The sequence below is a fragment of the Alcaligenes sp. Marseille-Q7550 genome, from assembly GCF_965112015.1.
The window spans coordinates 409,702-424,621 of the sequence record NZ_CBCOPU010000001.1 but is presented as its reverse complement, the minus strand read 5'-3'; the positions used below and the strand labels follow the sequence as shown (position 1 = coordinate 424,621).

Genomic DNA, 14,920 nt, shown 5'->3' with positions numbered 1-14,920 from the left:
GGCCGCCCGATTCATGTCTTCTAGGATAGGGAGCGCCACCTGTCGGAAACAGTCGGAATTCTGTCTACGTAACTTTACTTAATCGGCCCCGATCCGGGAGCGCCGCCACTCCGTGGGCGAGACCCCGAAGCGGCGCCGGAAGGCGTGGCTGAACACCGCGGCGTCGGAAAAGCCGACCTGCCAGGCCAGTTCGCTGATCTGGCGCCCCGGATTGCCATCGGCCAGCATCTGGCAGGCCCGCTCCAGGCGGGCGGCCAGAATGTAGTCGGCCGGCGCCTGCCCCTGCCGCTCGAACAGCTTGTACAGATAGCGGCGCGATATGCGGAACTGCGCGGCCAGCGCCTGGGCCGTCAGGCCCGGATCGCCCAGATGCGCCTGGATGTGCTGCTGGATCTGCAGCAACTGGCCGCGCCGCACCTCGTCCAGGGCCGATTCCGCGGGCGCCGCACGCCCTTCGGCCAGGCTCAGGCCCATCATGCGGATCACGGTGTCCGACAGCTCGGCCAGCGCCGAGGCCGGCAGACTGCCGCGCTCCTCCAGGCCCAGCCGCAGCATGTCCATCGCGATGCGGGCCGGTCCGGTGGCTGCGGAAAAGGACCGCGCCACCGCGTCGCGCAGCCAGGGCTGCCAGGACAGCAGGCGCTCCTCCTGGAACTGCAGCACCAGGAAGTGCGACTGGTCTTCCACCGAGACTTCGTAGGGCCGGGTGGTGTCGTAGATCCCCCACTGCCCGGCCTGCAGCACGCTGCGGCGATTGTCCTGCTCGATCTGGCTGCTGCCGCTCAATTGCAGCGTCACCTTGTACAGGGCCTGCTCGGACTGGTTGGCCAGGGCCTGCGTGCGGCGCACGCGCTGGGCGCTGGTGCGCAGTTCGGTGATGCCGACCGCGCCCAGGCGGTCGCTGGCGGCCAGGTTGCAGAAGCCGCGCCGCGAGGCCGGCTGGATCTCCAGCGGCACGAAATAGTCGCACACCACTTCCTGCCAGGCCGCCAGGCTCTTGAAGGAGGAAGAAGGAGTGCGCAATAACATGGACATTGCCTGAAGGCCGGATGCGGCCGCCGCCGTTGTTCGGGAACCGGGACGCACCGGAGCGCCCCCGCCGATTTTTATAACTTTAAAAAATACAAGCGTCTACGGTCGTTAACCCGGCCCCCTCAGCGTTCCATGGAGCCGTAGGTGTACGGCGCGGGCTCCAGCCCCATCTCCTGCAATTGCCGGGTCAAGGCGGTGCGCGCCTGCAGGACGTCGTCAAAGCGCAGGCGGCGCGAGGCCCCGACCTCCGCGGACGTGAAGGGCTTGTAGTCCGGGGTGATGTCCTCGGGGCTGTACTTGGCCACGATCCAGTTCAGCACCCGGGCCAGCTCCGCATTGTCCAACTGCGACTGGGCCGCGCCCGGCACCCGTATCATGTATTGCCGCCCGGCGGGCAGGCGCGTGAACAACCCGATGGACTGGTTGAAATCCGGAATGCCGCGATGCGACAGGCCGCGGCCGTCGTAGCGATGGCAGCCCGCGCACTGCAGCATGTAGTCCTTGAAGGCCTGGGAGCTTTGCAGGTAGTCGCCCGTCCCCGTCATTTCCTCCTGGGCGCCGGCGAGCGGCGCCAGCGCCAGCAGCAAGGCGCCCCAGCAGGCCAGGCGCAAACGTGTGAACACAGTCAATGCCTCCTTGTCGCCGGGCGCCCCGCAAGGCGGCCCGGCCCCTATCCGGCCCGCGGGCCTGTCAGTTCTTGGCCAGCCCCACCAGCACCGACGTGGTGCAGTGGAACGTGCTGTTCTCGTTGGCCATGCACCAGTTGACGTCATTGTGCAGGAAGAACTCGTAGCCCGGCCGCTCGCGCGTCTGGGTATTGCACTGGCACCGGCCGCAGGCCGTCTTGCCGCAGCAATCGTGGTAGCTGATCAGGTAGTCCTTGCCGTCATGCGGATTGTGGCAGGTGCCGATCCACGAAATGGGCGAAGGCGTGGAGCCGGGCGGGCAGGTGGTCGTGGTGCCGCCGCAGCAGGAACACAGAAAGCCGTCCACCGCGCAATGCCGCCAGTAATCGCAGGAATTCAGCTCCTCCTCGCTGACCGAATCCAGGTCCAGGCTGGGGTGCCCGCCGCCGGCGGCGCGGGCCACCGGCAGCACGGGCAGCACGAACGCCGAGCCCACCATCATCTTGCCCACGGTGCGCAGCATGCTGCGGCGCGACGCCTTGTGGGCCACCGAACGGGAGAAGGCCTCCCCGAATTTATCCAGCCAACGCATTGACGTTCTCCTTACGTGATACCTGCACTTCCTTCATGCCGGCGCCCGCAGCCAGGTATTCCTGGGCCGAGGCCACGCCCAGCTCCTTGGCGTTGAACAGGCTCTCGAGCTGTTCACGCGAATTGACCAGCCCCTTGGCCCGCACCACGCCGGCCTCGTCGATCAGCACGGCATAGGGCAGCTTGCTGATCTGGAAGCCCATGCCCAACTGCGTGGACAACACGTAGGGGAAGGCGTCCAGCTGGGCCTTCTGGTAGAAGGCCAGGTGCTCGGGCATCTCGCCGTCGCTGGCCAGCACGATGTCCACCCATTGACCTTCCGAGCCCTGGATGGACTTCAGGATGGGCAGCAGCTTCTTGCACACCGGGCAGGTGGGCGACATGAAGAAGATCAGCTGGCTGCGGGGCCGCGCCACGCCCACCGACACGGGGCGCCCGCGCAGGTCCTGCAACTCCAGCACCGGCGCGGCATCGCCCACCTGGGGTCCCTTGTCCATGGTCAGCGCGCCCATGGGGGCCACGCGTTCGTACAGCACGCCGATCTGGCGCGACAGGGCGAGCACGACCAGCACCAGCGCCAGCACGACCACCCACAGAATGACATTGGAAATCATCAAAGCTGTCATGTTTGTCTCCTAGGACTTCTGCATATTCTGGAATTTGAGATGCGACTCGATCACCTGGTTGGCCGCGTGGTACAGGCCCAGCAGCGCCAGCGTCGCGCCGAAAAAGGTCAGGCCGTCCACCCAGGCCAGCTCGCGCGAACTCTGGCCCGCCCAGCCGCCGCCGGCCAGCGCCAGCAGGACCAGCAACGCGTTGCGCCCCACCAGCCACCAGGACAGGCCGGCCGACGATTCGCCCAGGCCCGAGCAGCCGCAATCCACGTCGCGCCGGCCGCGCAGCAGGTTCAGCACGATGCCGGCGCTGGCCACGGCCAGAACCGCCAGCGCCAGCGCCGCGCCGGCCTGGCGGCTGGCCGGCCACAGCAGCAGAGGCGCCGCCAGAGCCTCGCCGGCCACGAAAGCCACGGAAAACGGCCGCAGCAGCGTTTCGGGCAACAGGCGATAGCCGCCCACCGCCGCCTCGAACAGGCCGAAGTGGCGCAGCTTGTCCAACGCCCCCAGCCCCATCAGCACCGCCAGGCAGGCGACGCTGGCATAGATCAGGACCGGATCCATGTCAGGCCCCTCCCGATGGATGCGGCTGGACCTGCAGGGATGCCTCGGCGGCGTTCTCGATGGTGCGCAGGTGCTTGGGCTCGGGCTGGCTGATGTCGTAGACATGGACGTTGCCGCCGTCCAGGGTCAACAGCCGGTTCGCCTTCTGGTCTATGCTCATGGACAGGGCGTCGCGGCCCGGGATGCGCGCCACGCGCTTGTGGGTCCTGGTGTCCATGACCCAGATCTCGGCGGCCGGGAATTTGTGCGTGCCTTCCTTGCCGTCCGGGTGCATCAGCACGTACAGGCGGCCGCTGGCCTGGTGCATGCCGGTCAGGTTGTAGCCGCCGGGCACCCAGCCCTTGGCCCGGTCCTCGTCGGTCAGCAGCGACCAGGGCTCCTCGAGTTTCAGTTCCTCGCCGCTGAAGTCCGCCGTGTAGACATTGCCGTAGAAAGACACGAAGCTGACCTTGTCCTTCTGCAAGGCGGGCGCGATGAAGATCGGATCGTCCTTGGTCGAGAACATGGGCTTGCTGCGCGACTGGCTGGCCACCTTGCCGTCCTCGCCCAGATTGATGGTCAGCAAGGCGCCGTCCCCGCAGATGGTCATGAAGCTGCGCGGGCGGTTGGGCTGGGGGATCACGCTCCAGCAGCCGGCGGCGGCGGTGATGTCCTGTACGTAGTCGCCCTTGGCCACGTCCACCACCCCGATCGAGGTGGCGGGCGAGGCGTTCTGCAGCACGATGAAGCGTCCGTCCGTGGTCTGGCGGAACATGCCGTCGTAGTTCAGGCCCTGCACGCGCTTCGGGGGAACGATGATCTCCTTGTCGAAGGTCAGCTTGTCGGCGTCCCAGACTTCCACCACGTCGGTGCGCTTGCCGCGCGTGACCCGCTCGTGATAGGTCGTCATGGTGTAGATCTTCCTGCCGTCGTTGGACAGCTGCACGTGGCCGTTGAAGGACGTGGGCACCAGCCCCAGGAACTTGCCGTTGGTGACGTCGTAGACGTGCACGCGGCTTTCGGTCAGGTGGTTGAACACCGAATCCATCACATAGATGCGGTTTTCCCTGGGCGCCGCCACGCTGTGGCCGCCGGTCAGCACTTCGCGCGGCTTGTCCTGCGCCTGCGCCCCGCCTGCCAGGGCCAGCAGGCCGACCAGGGTCGCGGCGGCTGTTTTTCTGAACATGGACTTCATTTGACGTCTCTCCTCATTCGCGGCCACGCATTCAGAACGCGTAGACATAACGGAACTGCAGGCCGCGCATGCGCGGGCCGTTCTCGACTTTCAGATCATGGATGTACTGCAGCTGCACCTGATGCGCATCGGTCAGCTGATGAGTGATCTCCGCCGCCAGCTGGTGGTTGCGCGCCCGGCTGACCACGGTCTCGCCGGCTATCCGCTCGCGCCCGCCGGTCTCATAGCGGTAGCGCAGGCCCACGTAGGTGGTCTCGGTCAGATTGGTCGAGGCCAGGGCCATCAGGCGGATGGCCGGGTCCTTCTTCAGGGTCTGGCCGTAGTAATTGTCGTTCTTGCCGAAGAACTCGAATTCCGCCACGCCTTCCAGGAACGAAGATTCGCCGAATCCTTTCACAATGGCGAAGTCCTGGATGGTGCTCCAGCGGTTCTTGCCCGCCGAGATGTCCGCGCGCGAACCGTGGTATCGGCCGGTGGGAAGCGTGACGAAAGGCTCCCAGGCGAACCAGAAGCGGTTCTCGGGATCGTTGTGCAGCAAAACGGCCGCTCCCGCCGTCACGTCGCCGATGCCGGTCAGGCGATCGCGCGGCTCGCCCGGGATGTCCATCGTCGTGCGAAAGCCAGGCACGATCAGCTCGTACTGCACCGTCTTGCCGGCCAGCTCGCGAAAGTGCATCTGGCGATAGATCAGGCCCTGCACGCCCAGCTTGGGGCTGTCGTCCAGGCGCGAGCCTCTTTCATAAAAGCCATGCGACTTCATGCCGGCCATGTAGACCGCCAGCAGGTTGGTCCCCACCGGGGCCGGGATCCAGTCCCTGACGCTGGGGTCGCCCGCGACGGCCGTCCCGGCGCACAACCCGCACAAGGCGAGCGCGGCGCCTGCGCGCCGAAATGTTGCGTGCATTTTCCTGTCTCCTCATGAAAGGCGCGGGCGGTATCGTTATAGTGCCCGCGCCCGTATCCCTCGTTAAGCGGCCGGATAGGCCATGCAGACCGACTTGGTCTCCAGGTAGGCCTCCACGGCGGCCCGGCCGTGCTCGCGGCCCAGGCCCGACTGCTTGTAGCCGCCGAAAGGCATGCCGGGGTCCAGCATGTTGTGGGTGTTGACCCAGACCGTGCCGGCCTTGATGCCCGAGACCAGCCGCTGCACGCGGGCCACATCCTGGCTCCAGACGCTCGCGCCCAGGCCGTAGTCCGTGTCATTGGCCAGGGCCAGCGCCTGCGCCTCGGTCTCGAAGGACGTCGCCACCACCACGGGCCCGAAGATTTCCTCGCGCATGATGCGCGCATCCGGCGCCACGTCGGCGAACACGGTGGGCCGCACGAAATAGCCCTGCTCGGGACGCGCGCCCTCGCCGGCCAGCATGCGGCCGCCCTGCTGGCGGCCCAGCTCGATGTAGGACTGCACGCGCTGCTGGTGGCGGGCGGAGATCAGGGGCGCGATCTGGGTGGATTCGTCAAAGCCCGAACCCAGCTTCATGGACGCGGCCAGGTCGGCCACGCCCTGCACCACGCGGTCATAGATGCCCTTCTGCACATACAGGCGCGAGCCCGCCGTGCAGACCTGGCCCTGGTTGAAGAAGATGGCATTGGCGGCGCCCTGGATGGCCGCATCCACGTCGCAGTCGTCCATGACGACGACCGGCGACTTGCCGCCCAGCTCCAGCGACATGCGCTTCATGCCGTCCACGGCCTGGTGGCCGATCAGCTTGCCCACTTCGGTGGAGCCGGTGAAGGACACCTTGTCCACGCCGGGATGCGCCACCAGAGCGGCGCCGGTGCTCTCGCCCCGGCCGGTGATCACGTTGATGACGCCGGGCGGAAAGCCGGCGTCCAGCGCCAGCTCGGCCAGGCGTATGGCCGTCAGCGGCGTTTCCTCGGCGGGCTTGAGCACCACGGTGCAGCCGGCCGCCATGGCCGGCGCGATCTTCCACACCGCCATCAGCAGGGGGAAGTTCCAGGGCACGATGGCGCCCACCACGCCCACCGGCTCGGGGCGCGTGTAGGCGTGATAGCGCACGCCGGGCGGAAAAGCGATGGAGGGCGAGAGCAGCTCGCCGCTGATCTTGGTGGCCCAGCCGGCCATGTAGCGCAGCCACTGGGCGCTGGCGGCCACTTCCAGGCCGTAGGACAAGAACAGCAGCTTGCCGTTGTTGAGGGTTTCCAGGCGAGCCAGCTCGTCGCCGTGCTGCTCGACCAGGTCGGCCAGGCGCAGCAACAGGCGCTCGCGCTGGGCGGGCAGCATCCGCGCCCACTCGCCCTGCTCCAGCGCCTGGCGGGCGGCGCGCACGGCGCGGTCCACGCCCTGGGCCCCGGCTTCGGGCTGGTGCGCAATGAGCTGCGCGGTGGCGGGGTCGTACACCGGAATGCGCTCGCCCTGGGAGTGGCTGACGGCCTGGCCGTCGATGATCATGTGTTCGCGAATCGCGGTCCGCTCGGGTCTCTCGTCCTGGCCCATGTTCTGTCTCCACACGCAATGGTTGTGATTCTGGATGGGGCCAGTATAGGAAGGAGAAAGCCGCCGAACTTGCGATTCTGTGCACGGCGACTTGTCGATTTGGGTACGGAGTGCGAGACGGCTTGCGCTAGAGCAGATCCAGCTCCAGCTGGCTGGGCAGGCTGTCATGGATGCGGCCCTGCCCGCAGGCGCGCACGCGCCGCTCGAAATGCAGCAGGGTGGCCTTGCGATGCAGGCCGGAGCTGAAACCGGTCAGGCCGCCGTCCGCCCCCTGCACGCGATGGCAGGGCACGACCACGCAAATGGGGTTCAGGCCGCAGGCCTGCCCCACCGCGCGCATCGCCTTGGGACGGCCCAGGTGCTCGGCCATCTGGCCATAGGTCCAGGTCTGGCCGTAGGGAATGGTCCGCAAGGCCTGCCAGACCTGCCGCTGGAATTCGGTGCCCTGCAAACTGAGGGGCAGGTCGAAATCCTGGCGGCGGCCTTCGAAGTAGTCGTCCAGTTGCGCCCGCACCGGCCCGGCCAGGGAGGGATCGTCCACCAGGCCGGCCAATTGCGACGGCGCCAGCCCGTGGACGGCGTCCTCTTCGAAGTCCAGGCGCAGCAAGGCGCCTTGCGGGTCCGCCACCAGGCGCATGGCGCCCAGCGGCGTCTCGAAACGGGCCGTGCGCAGTCCGGCGTAGGCAAACATGGCGATTCTCTTGTGTAGGGAAATACAGTTGATGATACCGCGCCCACGACAAGGGACACAGCAAGACACCAGGCAATCTCCCGAATGCGGCCGCGGTGCCCGGGGAATGCCAGTACAGGCCGGCATTCGACAATACATCCACTACTACAATCACGAGCGCATCAAGGTCAAACTAGAAAGCCTGGGCCCGGTGCTGCACCGGGCCCAGGCTTTCTCAACTTAACCCGGCTTTTTAACCCACCCGACTTTTTGGGTCGATTCAACGCGCGGGCCAAGGTCTAGCTGCAGTACTGCGATAAAGCTCAGATACCGCCCATCAGCATGTATTTGACGACCATGTAGTCGTCCAGGCCGTAATGCGAGCCTTCGCGGCCCAGGCCGGATTGCTTCACGCCGCCGAAAGGCGCGGCCTCGTTGGACAGCAGGCCGGAATTGATGGCGACCATGCCGTATTCCAGGGCCTCGGCCACGCGCCAGACGCGGCCGATGTCGCGGCTGTAGAAGTAGGAGGCCAGGCCGAACTGGTGTCGTTGGCCATGGTGATGACCTCTTCTTCCGTGCTGAAGCGGAACAGCGGCGCCAGCGGGCCGAAGGTCTCTTCCTTGGCGACCTGCATGTCCGGGGTGACGTCGGCCACCACGGTGGGCTGGAAGAACAGGCCGCCCAGCTCATGGGACTGGCCGCCCAGCAACACGCGCGCACCCTTGGAGACGGCGTCAGCTATATGCTCGCGCACCTTGTCCACGGCGGCCTGCTCGACCAGCGGGCCTTGCAGCACACCTTCATCCATGCCGTTGCCCACCTTCAGGCGCGACACGGCCGCCACCAGTTTTTCGGCGAATGCGTCATACACCTTGTCATGCACGTACAGGCGGTTGGCGCAGACGCAGGTCTGGCCCATGTTGCGGAACTTGCTGGCCAGCGCGCCCTCCACGGCGGCGTCCAGGTCCGCGTCCTCGAACACGATGAAAGGCGCATTGCCGCCCAGCTCCAGCGAGATCTTCTTGATCTGCGCGGCGCTCTGCTGCATCAGCAGGCGGCCGATCTCGGTCGAGCCGGTGAAGCTGACCTTGCGCACCAGCGGATTGCTGGTCATCTCGCCGCCGATGGCCGAGGCCGAGCCGGTGATGACCGAGAACACGCCCGCGGGCACGCCGGCCTCTTCGGCCAGGGCGGCCAGGGCGAAGGCGGAGTACGGCGTCTGGGTGGCGGGCTTGACCACGATGGTGCAGCCGGCCGCCAGGGCCGCGCCCACCTTGCGGGTGATCATGGACGAGGGGAAGTTCCAGGGGGTGATGGCCGCGCACACGCCCACCGGCTCCTTGGTGACCACGATGCGGCGATCGCCCGCCGGTCCGGGAATGGTGTCGCCGTAGGCGCGCTTGGCTTCCTCGCCGTACCACTCCAGGTAGGAGGCGCCGTAGGCGATCTCGCCCATGGACTCGGCCAGGGGCTTGCCCTGCTCGGCCGTCATGATGCGTGCCAGGTCCTCCTGGTTCGCCATGACCAGGTCGAACCAGCGGCGCAGGATGACGGCGCGGGCCTTGGCCGTCAGGGCGCGCCAGCCGGCCCAGGCCTGGTTGGCGGCCTCGATGGCGCGCCGGGTTTCCTCAGCGCCCATCCTGGGAATGGTGCCGATCTGCTCGCCCGTGGCCGGATTGCTCACCGCGATGCTCTGGCCCGAGTCGGCATCCACCCATTGGCCATTGATGTACGCCTGCTGGCGCAGCAATTCCATTCGTTTCAGTTGCAGCATTTCGCTTTCCTTGTGCCGGCCCGGCCGGCGGGATGACATTAAATGTGTAGCGCCCGGCCGTAGGCGGCCAGCACGGCTTCGTGCATGGCTTCGGACTGGGTCGGATGGGCGAAGACCGTGTGCATCAGGTCCTCTTCCGTGGTCTCCAGGCCCATGGCGATGGCGTAGCCCTGGATCATCTCGGTCACTTCGTCGCCCACCATGTGCGCGCCCAGCAGCTCGCCGCTCTGCTCGTCGAAGATCACCTTGACGAAGCCCTCGGTCGAACCCATGGCCAGCGCCTTGCCGTTGGCCATGAAGGGAAAACGGCCCACGCGCACGGCGCGCCCGCCGGCCTTGGCCTGTGTTTCGGTCAGGCCCACGTGCGCCACCTGCGGATGGCTGTAGGTGCAGGCCGGGATGGCGTCGGCGTTCAGCGGCGCGGGATTCAGCCCGGCGATGTGTTCCACGCAGATCACGGCTTCGTGCGAAGCCTTGTGCGCCAGCCAGGGCGCGCCGGCCACGTCGCCGATGGCGTACACGCCGGGCTCGCCGGTCGCGCAGAAGGCATCGGTCACGATGTGGCTGCGATCCACCTTGACGGCCGTGCCCTCCAGGCCCAGCTCTTCCACATTGCCCACGATGCCAGCGGCCACCAGCACCACGTCGGCCTGCACGCTCTGCGCCGCGCCGGGACCCTGCAAATCCAGCTTCCAGCTGCCGTCGGCTTGCCTGCCGCTGGCGACGATGCGCGTGCCGGTGTGCAGCTCGATGCCGTCCTTCTTCAGGGACGCGGCCACGTGGGCGGACACTTCCTCGTCCTCGGCCGCCAGGATGCGATCGCCCATCTCGATGACGCGCACCTGCGCGCCCATGGCGCGATAAAAGCTCGCGAATTCGATGCCGATGACGCCGGCGCCGATCACGGCCAGGCGCGTGGGCACGGCCTTGGGGACCAGCGCTTCGCGATAGCTCCAGACCGCCTGCCCGTCCGCGGGAGAATCGGGCAGGCTGCGGGCGCGCGCGCCCGTGGCCAGGATCACGTGGCGCGCCAGCACGGTCTGCTCGCCGGACTCGGTGCGCACGCTCAGGCGGTTCCGGCCCGCCTGGCGGCCGCCCAGCCGGCCGTGACCGTTGAGCACGGTCACGCCGTTCTTCTTCATCAGGTGGCTCACGCCGCGCTGCAGCTGCGCGGACACCGAGCGCGACCGCGCCACGACGGCCTGCAGGTCCACGCTGACGCCTTGCGCCTGTATGCCGAAGCCGCTGGACTGCGTCATCAGGCGCAGCACGTCGGCCGAGCGCAGCAGGGCCTTGGTGGGGATGCAGCCCCAGTTCAGGCAGATGCCGCCCATATGGGCTTTTTCCACCACGGCGGTGCGCAGGCCCAGCTGGGCGGCGCGGATGGCGGCCACATAGCCGCCGGGGCCGCCGCCCACCACCACTACATTGAAATTCTGTTCAGCCATGGCAGTCTCAGATCAGCGCGGACAAGGGGTTTTCGACGATGCGCTTGAACACGCCCAGCCAGCGGGCCGCCAGGGCGCCGTCGATGGCGCGGTGGTCCACGGACAGGGTCACGGTCATCATCTGGGCGATGGCCATCTGGCCGTCCTCGACAATCACGCGCTGGCTGGCTGCGCCCACGGCCAGGATGGCGGCCTGGGGCGGATTGATGATGGCGGCGAACTCGTCCACGCCGAACATGCCCAGATTGCTGATGGTGAAGCTGCCCCCCTGATGCTCGGCGGGCTGCAGCTTGCCGGCGCGGGCGCGCTCGGCCAGGCCGGCCACGCTGCGGCTGATGTCGGAAATGGATGCGCGGTCCGCGCCCTTGACCACGGGGGTCAGCAGGCCGGTGTCGGTGGACACGGCTACGGAAATGTCCACGTCCTTGTACTGGCGCAGGGCCTCATCGGTCCAGCTCACGTTCATCTCGGGCATTTCGCGCAGCGCGGCGGCCACGGCCTTGATGATGAAATCGTTCACCGACACCTTGCGCGGCGCGGCGGCGTTGACCTGGGCGCGCAGCGCCAGCAGCGCGTCCATGCGGCAGTCGGCGCGCAGGTAGAAATGCGGCACGCTGGACTTGCTCTCGGTCAGGCGGCGCGCAATGGTGCGGCGCATGGCGCTGTGCGGCACGTCGGTGTAATTGCCGGCAGCCGGGGCGGCCGCGGCAGGAGCGGCGGCAGGCGCCGCAACGGGAGCTGGCGCTGCCACGGGACGGGCGGCGCTCTGCGCCTGCAGCACGTCGCGCTTGATGATGCGGCCGCGCGGACCGCTGCCGCTCAGCGCGGCCAGATCCAGATTGGCCTCGCGGGCCAGGCGGCGCGCCAGGGGGCTGGCGAAGATGCGCCCGCCGGCCTGAACCGCCGCAACGGGAGCGGACGCCGCCGCGGGAGCCGCTTCAGCGGCAGGCGCCGCGGCAGGAGCGGCCTCGCCCGCGGCCGCTTCCGCATCCACGCCGGCCAGGGCGGCCTGCAATTGGGCATCGCCTTCGCCCTGGGCCAGCAGCACGCCGATGGGCGCGCCCACCTCGGCCGTCCGGCCGGCGGGCACCAGGATGCGGGCCAGCACGCCGGCGCTTTCCGCATTCATTTCGACGATGGCTTTTTCGGTTTCGATCTCCAGCAGCACGTCGCCCACGGCGACGGCCTCGCCTTCCTGCTTGCTCCAGGCCACGATGAGGGCGCCGTCGTCGCCCGTCGCCACGCCGGGCATTGTCAATACAGTGGCCATGACTTCAGTTCCTCTTGTCCAGGTCGTTTCGGTATTCGCGGATGTCGGCGTATTCCACCAGCTCCAGCACATTGCCTTCGGGGTCGCGGCAGAAGGCCAGGTACACGCCGGGTCGCACCTCGATGCGTCCGGGCCCCGTCATGAACGAGGCGCCGGCCGCCTGCAGGCGGGCGATGGCGGCGTCGATGTCCGCGACGATGAAGGTCAGGTAGGACGAGGTGGGCCGATCCAGGATCCATTCGGTGGGCGCGGGCAGCTCGCCCGCCTCCACGGCCTGGATCAGCTTGATGCGCTCGCCGTAGGACGTCTGCAGGCGGACCACGGTGTAGCCGGCGGCCGACATGGCGGCGGCGCGGGCCTTGTCGGCCGGCACCACGAATTCGCTGACGAACTGGAAGTCCAGCACGTCTTCGTAGAAGCGGCGCAGGGCCGGCAGGTCGCGGCAGCTGATGCCCACTTCCAGGGGGGAAACCATCTTCATGTTCATGATCACAGTCCTTGTTCGCGCATCACGCGCTCCAGGCCTTCCACGACTTCTTCCGTGCGAGCGCAGGCGGCGCGCTCGAGCACCTTGGAGATGCTGGGGGAGGCTTCGCCGCCGGTCACTCGCTGGATGGGCTGGTCCAGCCAGTCGAAGAAGCGGCGCTGGATCTCGTCGGCCAGCCAGCCGCCGTAGGACGTGCCCACCGAACCCTGCTCGACGATCAGCACATTGTTGGTCTTGCGGATGCTTTGGCCGATGGTGTCCCAGTCCAGGCTGGCGCGGTCCAGCCAGCGCAGGTCGATGACTTCGGCGTCCACGCCGGTCTGCTCCACGGCCTCCAGCGTGTGCTGGACCATGGACAGGTAGGTCAGCACCGTCACGGCCTGGCCTTCGCGGCGCACGGCCGCCTTGCCGAAGGGCAGGCAGTAGTCCAGGTCGTCCACGGGAGCCAGGCCCGAGGAGGCGTACAGGTCCACGTGTTCGATGACCAGCACGGGGTCGTTCAGCTTCAGGGCGGCGTTCATCAGGCCCACGTAGTCGAAAGGCGTGGACGGGGCCACGATGCGCCAGCCGGGGCTGGTGGCGTAGATGCCGGCCGGGTCCATGGAGTGCTGCGAACCGTAGCCGCTGCCCATGGCCACCTTGCTGCGCAGCACCAGGGGCACGGCCATGTCGCCGCCGAACATGTGGCGGGCCTTGCCGATCTGGTTGAACACCTGGTCGGCCGCCACCCACATGAAGTCGGGGTACATGAACTCGACCACGGGACGGTAGCGGCCGTCCATGGCCAGGCCGCCGCCCAGGCCGGCGAAGGCGTTCTCGCTGATGGGCGTGCCCAGGATGCGGTCCGGGAAACGCTCGGCCAGGCCGCGCGTGGCGCCGTTGGTGCCGCCTTTCAGGCGATGCACGTCCTCGCCCATCACCACCACTCCGGGGTCGGTCTCCATGCGGCGGCCCATGACATCGGCCACCACGTCGATGAACTTGCGTTCCTGCAACTGGCCGGAAAAGGTGGCCTGTTCTTCGGTGCGCACGCCTTCCAGTTCGCTCAGGTCGCCGCGCAGGCCCACGTCGCGGAAACCGGGCTCGGGCCACAGTTCGGGGCGGATGCGGCGCTTGTTCTTCTTGCCGGCCGGATCGGCCTCGACCAGGGCGGCCACGGCCTGCTTCAGGCAAGCCTGGATGCGGGCGCGCAGTTGCGCAACCTCGTCGGCGCTGATCAGGCCCAGCTCCTGCATCTTGCGGCCCATCAGGTCCAGCGGGTCGCGCTCGCGCCACTGCTGCTCTTCTTCCTTGCTGCGGTAGCCGAAGGCGCTGCCGGGGAAGCCGCCGTTCTGATGGTAGAAGCGGTACAGGTCCGCTTCCACGATGGTGGGGCCCTTGCCGGCGCGCATGTGCTCGACCGCCTGCTCCATGGCCAGGTGCACGGCCAGCGGATTCATGCCGTCCACTTTCCAGCTGGGGATGTTGAAGGCCTGGCCGCGGGCCGACAGGCGCGGCTCGGCGGTGGACTCTTCCACATTGGTGGACACGGCGTAGCGATTGTTCTCGATGAAGAAGCACAGCGGCAGCTTCCAGGCGGCTGCCAGGTTCATGGTCTCCAGCGCGGAGCCGATGTTCACGGCGCCGTCGCCGAAGTAGGTCACGGCCACGGCATCGGTGCCGGCATGCTTGTGCGCCCAGGCGGCGCCGGCGGCCAGCGGAATGCCGCCGCCCACGATGGCGTTGGTGCCCAGCACGCCCGCTTCGTCCCAGCGCAGGTGCATGGAGCCGCCGCGGCCCTTGCAAAAGCCCTGGGCCAGGCCCAGGATCTCGGCCAGCGTGCGCTGCAGCAGCGCGTCCACGGCGGGGCTCAGCTCGGCCTTGGGATCAAAGCCGGCGGGCTGCAGATGGGCCAGCGCCTTGCTCAGGAACTGATGGTGGCCGCGGTGCGAGCCGTTGATCTGGTCGGCGGTCTTCAGTTGCACCAGCGAGCCGGCCGCCCCGCCTTCCTGGCCGATGCTGGAGTGCGCGGGGCCGTGCACCAGGCCTTCCATGGCCAGTTCCACCACGGTCTCCTCGAAGGCGCGGATCATGTGCACGTGCGTCAGCAACGTGCCCAGCAGGGCCGGATCGGCTTTTTTCCAGTCCTCGTCGGTCACGCGGAATTCGACCCACTGCGCGCCGGATTGCAAAGAAGTAATTTCTGGCATGAGTATTCTCTTGGGTAGGG

At 67.7% G+C, this 14,920-nt stretch carries 14 protein-coding genes and 1 pseudogene; 1 reads left to right on the top strand and 14 read right to left on the bottom strand.

The annotated features are described in order from the left end of the window. Positions 1-78 precede the first annotated feature (78 nt). The 9 genes from ACWPWO_RS02000 to ACWPWO_RS01960 form a co-directional block, all read right to left on the bottom strand. Complete coding sequence (locus tag ACWPWO_RS02000) at positions 79-1,029, bottom strand: AraC-like ligand-binding domain-containing protein (protein ID WP_454004036.1); 951 nt, start codon at positions 1,027-1,029, stop codon at positions 79-81. Between the two features lie 125 nt (positions 1,030-1,154). Then, complete coding sequence (locus ACWPWO_RS01995; RefSeq protein WP_454004034.1) at positions 1,155-1,655, bottom strand: cytochrome C; 501 nt, start codon at positions 1,653-1,655, stop codon at positions 1,155-1,157. Positions 1,656-1,722: 67 nt separating this feature from the next. Continuing rightward, complete coding sequence (locus ACWPWO_RS01990; RefSeq protein ID WP_454004033.1) at positions 1,723-2,250, bottom strand: methylamine dehydrogenase light chain; 528 nt, start codon at positions 2,248-2,250, stop codon at positions 1,723-1,725. After that, positions 2,234-2,875 carry a methylamine dehydrogenase accessory protein MauD gene (gene mauD, locus ACWPWO_RS01985; protein WP_454004031.1) on the bottom strand — a complete coding sequence of 214 codons (642 nt, stop codon included), beginning with the start codon at positions 2,873-2,875 and terminating at the stop codon, positions 2,234-2,236. The genes ACWPWO_RS01990 and mauD overlap by 17 nt, the downstream gene beginning before the upstream one ends. Positions 2,876-2,884: 9 nt before the next feature. Beyond that, positions 2,885-3,427 (bottom strand): MauE/DoxX family redox-associated membrane protein, encoded by a 543-nt coding sequence (locus ACWPWO_RS01980; RefSeq protein ID WP_454004030.1) that lies wholly within the window; start codon positions 3,425-3,427, stop codon positions 2,885-2,887. Between the two features lies 1 nt (position 3,428). Next, positions 3,429-4,601, bottom strand: coding sequence for an amine dehydrogenase large subunit (locus ACWPWO_RS01975; RefSeq protein ID WP_454004028.1), 1,173 nt, complete (start codon positions 4,599-4,601; stop codon positions 3,429-3,431). Positions 4,602-4,632: 31 nt separating this feature from the next. Then, positions 4,633-5,505, bottom strand: a complete 873-nt coding sequence (locus ACWPWO_RS01970; protein WP_454004027.1) for a transporter — start codon at positions 5,503-5,505, stop codon at positions 4,633-4,635. A gap of 63 nt (positions 5,506-5,568) precedes the next feature. Continuing rightward, on the bottom strand, positions 5,569-7,059 hold the full coding sequence (locus tag ACWPWO_RS01965) for an aldehyde dehydrogenase family protein (RefSeq protein WP_454004025.1): 1,491 nt from the start codon (positions 7,057-7,059) through the stop codon (positions 5,569-5,571). A 127-nt stretch (positions 7,060-7,186) separates the two neighbouring features. Then, a complete protein-coding gene (locus tag ACWPWO_RS01960) occupies positions 7,187-7,750 on the bottom strand; it encodes a methylated-DNA--[protein]-cysteine S-methyltransferase (protein WP_454004023.1) in 564 nt (187 codons plus the stop codon). Here ACWPWO_RS01960 and ACWPWO_RS01955 point away from each other — a divergent pair. Then, on the top strand, positions 7,749-7,973 hold the full coding sequence (locus ACWPWO_RS01955; RefSeq protein ID WP_454004021.1) for an IS3 family transposase: 225 nt from the start codon (positions 7,749-7,751) through the stop codon (positions 7,971-7,973). The two genes, ACWPWO_RS01960 and ACWPWO_RS01955, sit on opposite strands and share 2 nt — an antisense overlap. A gap of 79 nt (positions 7,974-8,052) precedes the next feature. On the opposite strand, the pseudogene gabD reads toward ACWPWO_RS01955, so the two are convergent. The 5 genes and pseudogenes from gabD to ACWPWO_RS01930 all read right to left on the bottom strand — a co-directional run bounded on the left by gabD (position 8,053) and on the right by ACWPWO_RS01930 (position 14,900). Beyond that, positions 8,053-9,506: pseudogene (gene gabD / locus ACWPWO_RS01950) on the bottom strand (NADP-dependent succinate-semialdehyde dehydrogenase). 38 nt (positions 9,507-9,544) lie between these two features. Continuing rightward, complete coding sequence (lpdA, locus tag ACWPWO_RS01945; RefSeq protein WP_454004019.1) at positions 9,545-10,954, bottom strand: dihydrolipoyl dehydrogenase; 1,410 nt, start codon at positions 10,952-10,954, stop codon at positions 9,545-9,547. A gap of 7 nt (positions 10,955-10,961) precedes the next feature. Continuing rightward, positions 10,962-12,224, bottom strand: a complete 1,263-nt coding sequence (locus tag ACWPWO_RS01940; protein WP_454004017.1) for a pyruvate dehydrogenase complex dihydrolipoamide acetyltransferase — start codon at positions 12,222-12,224, stop codon at positions 10,962-10,964. A 4-nt stretch (positions 12,225-12,228) separates the two neighbouring features. Beyond that, positions 12,229-12,711, bottom strand: coding sequence for a VOC family protein (locus tag ACWPWO_RS01935; RefSeq protein WP_394063585.1), 483 nt, complete (start codon positions 12,709-12,711; stop codon positions 12,229-12,231). Positions 12,712-12,713: 2 nt separating this feature from the next. Next, positions 12,714-14,900, bottom strand: coding sequence for an alpha-ketoacid dehydrogenase subunit alpha/beta (locus ACWPWO_RS01930; RefSeq protein WP_454004015.1), 2,187 nt, complete (start codon positions 14,898-14,900; stop codon positions 12,714-12,716). Positions 14,901-14,920 lie beyond the last annotated feature (20 nt).

Excerpts from the sequence above, each read along its gene's own strand:
- ACWPWO_RS02000 (WP_454004036.1), bottom strand. The coding sequence starts at position 1,029 with ATGTTATTGCGCACTCCTTCTTCCTCCTTCAAGAGCCTGGCGGCCTGG.
- ACWPWO_RS01990 (WP_454004033.1), bottom strand. The coding sequence starts at position 2,250 with ATGCGTTGGCTGGATAAATTCGGGGAGGCCTTCTCCCGTTCGGTGGCC.
- mauD (WP_454004031.1), bottom strand. The coding sequence starts at position 2,875 with ATGACAGCTTTGATGATTTCCAATGTCATTCTGTGGGTGGTCGTGCTG.
- ACWPWO_RS01980 (WP_454004030.1), bottom strand. The coding sequence starts at position 3,427 with ATGGATCCGGTCCTGATCTATGCCAGCGTCGCCTGCCTGGCGGTGCTG.
- ACWPWO_RS01975 (WP_454004028.1), bottom strand. The coding sequence starts at position 4,601 with ATGAAGTCCATGTTCAGAAAAACAGCCGCCGCGACCCTGGTCGGCCTG.
- ACWPWO_RS01970 (WP_454004027.1), bottom strand. The coding sequence starts at position 5,505 with ATGCACGCAACATTTCGGCGCGCAGGCGCCGCGCTCGCCTTGTGCGGG.
- ACWPWO_RS01965 (WP_454004025.1), bottom strand. The coding sequence starts at position 7,059 with ATGGGCCAGGACGAGAGACCCGAGCGGACCGCGATTCGCGAACACATG.
- ACWPWO_RS01955 (WP_454004021.1), top strand. The coding sequence starts at position 7,749 with ATGGCGATTCTCTTGTGTAGGGAAATACAGTTGATGATACCGCGCCCA.
- ACWPWO_RS01960 (WP_454004023.1), bottom strand. The coding sequence starts at position 7,750 with ATGTTTGCCTACGCCGGACTGCGCACGGCCCGTTTCGAGACGCCGCTG.
- lpdA (WP_454004019.1), bottom strand. The coding sequence starts at position 10,954 with ATGGCTGAACAGAATTTCAATGTAGTGGTGGTGGGCGGCGGCCCCGGC.
- ACWPWO_RS01940 (WP_454004017.1), bottom strand. The coding sequence starts at position 12,224 with ATGGCCACTGTATTGACAATGCCCGGCGTGGCGACGGGCGACGACGGC.
- ACWPWO_RS01935 (WP_394063585.1), bottom strand. The coding sequence starts at position 12,711 with ATGAACATGAAGATGGTTTCCCCCCTGGAAGTGGGCATCAGCTGCCGC.
- ACWPWO_RS01930 (WP_454004015.1), bottom strand. The coding sequence starts at position 14,900 with ATGCCAGAAATTACTTCTTTGCAATCCGGCGCGCAGTGGGTCGAATTC.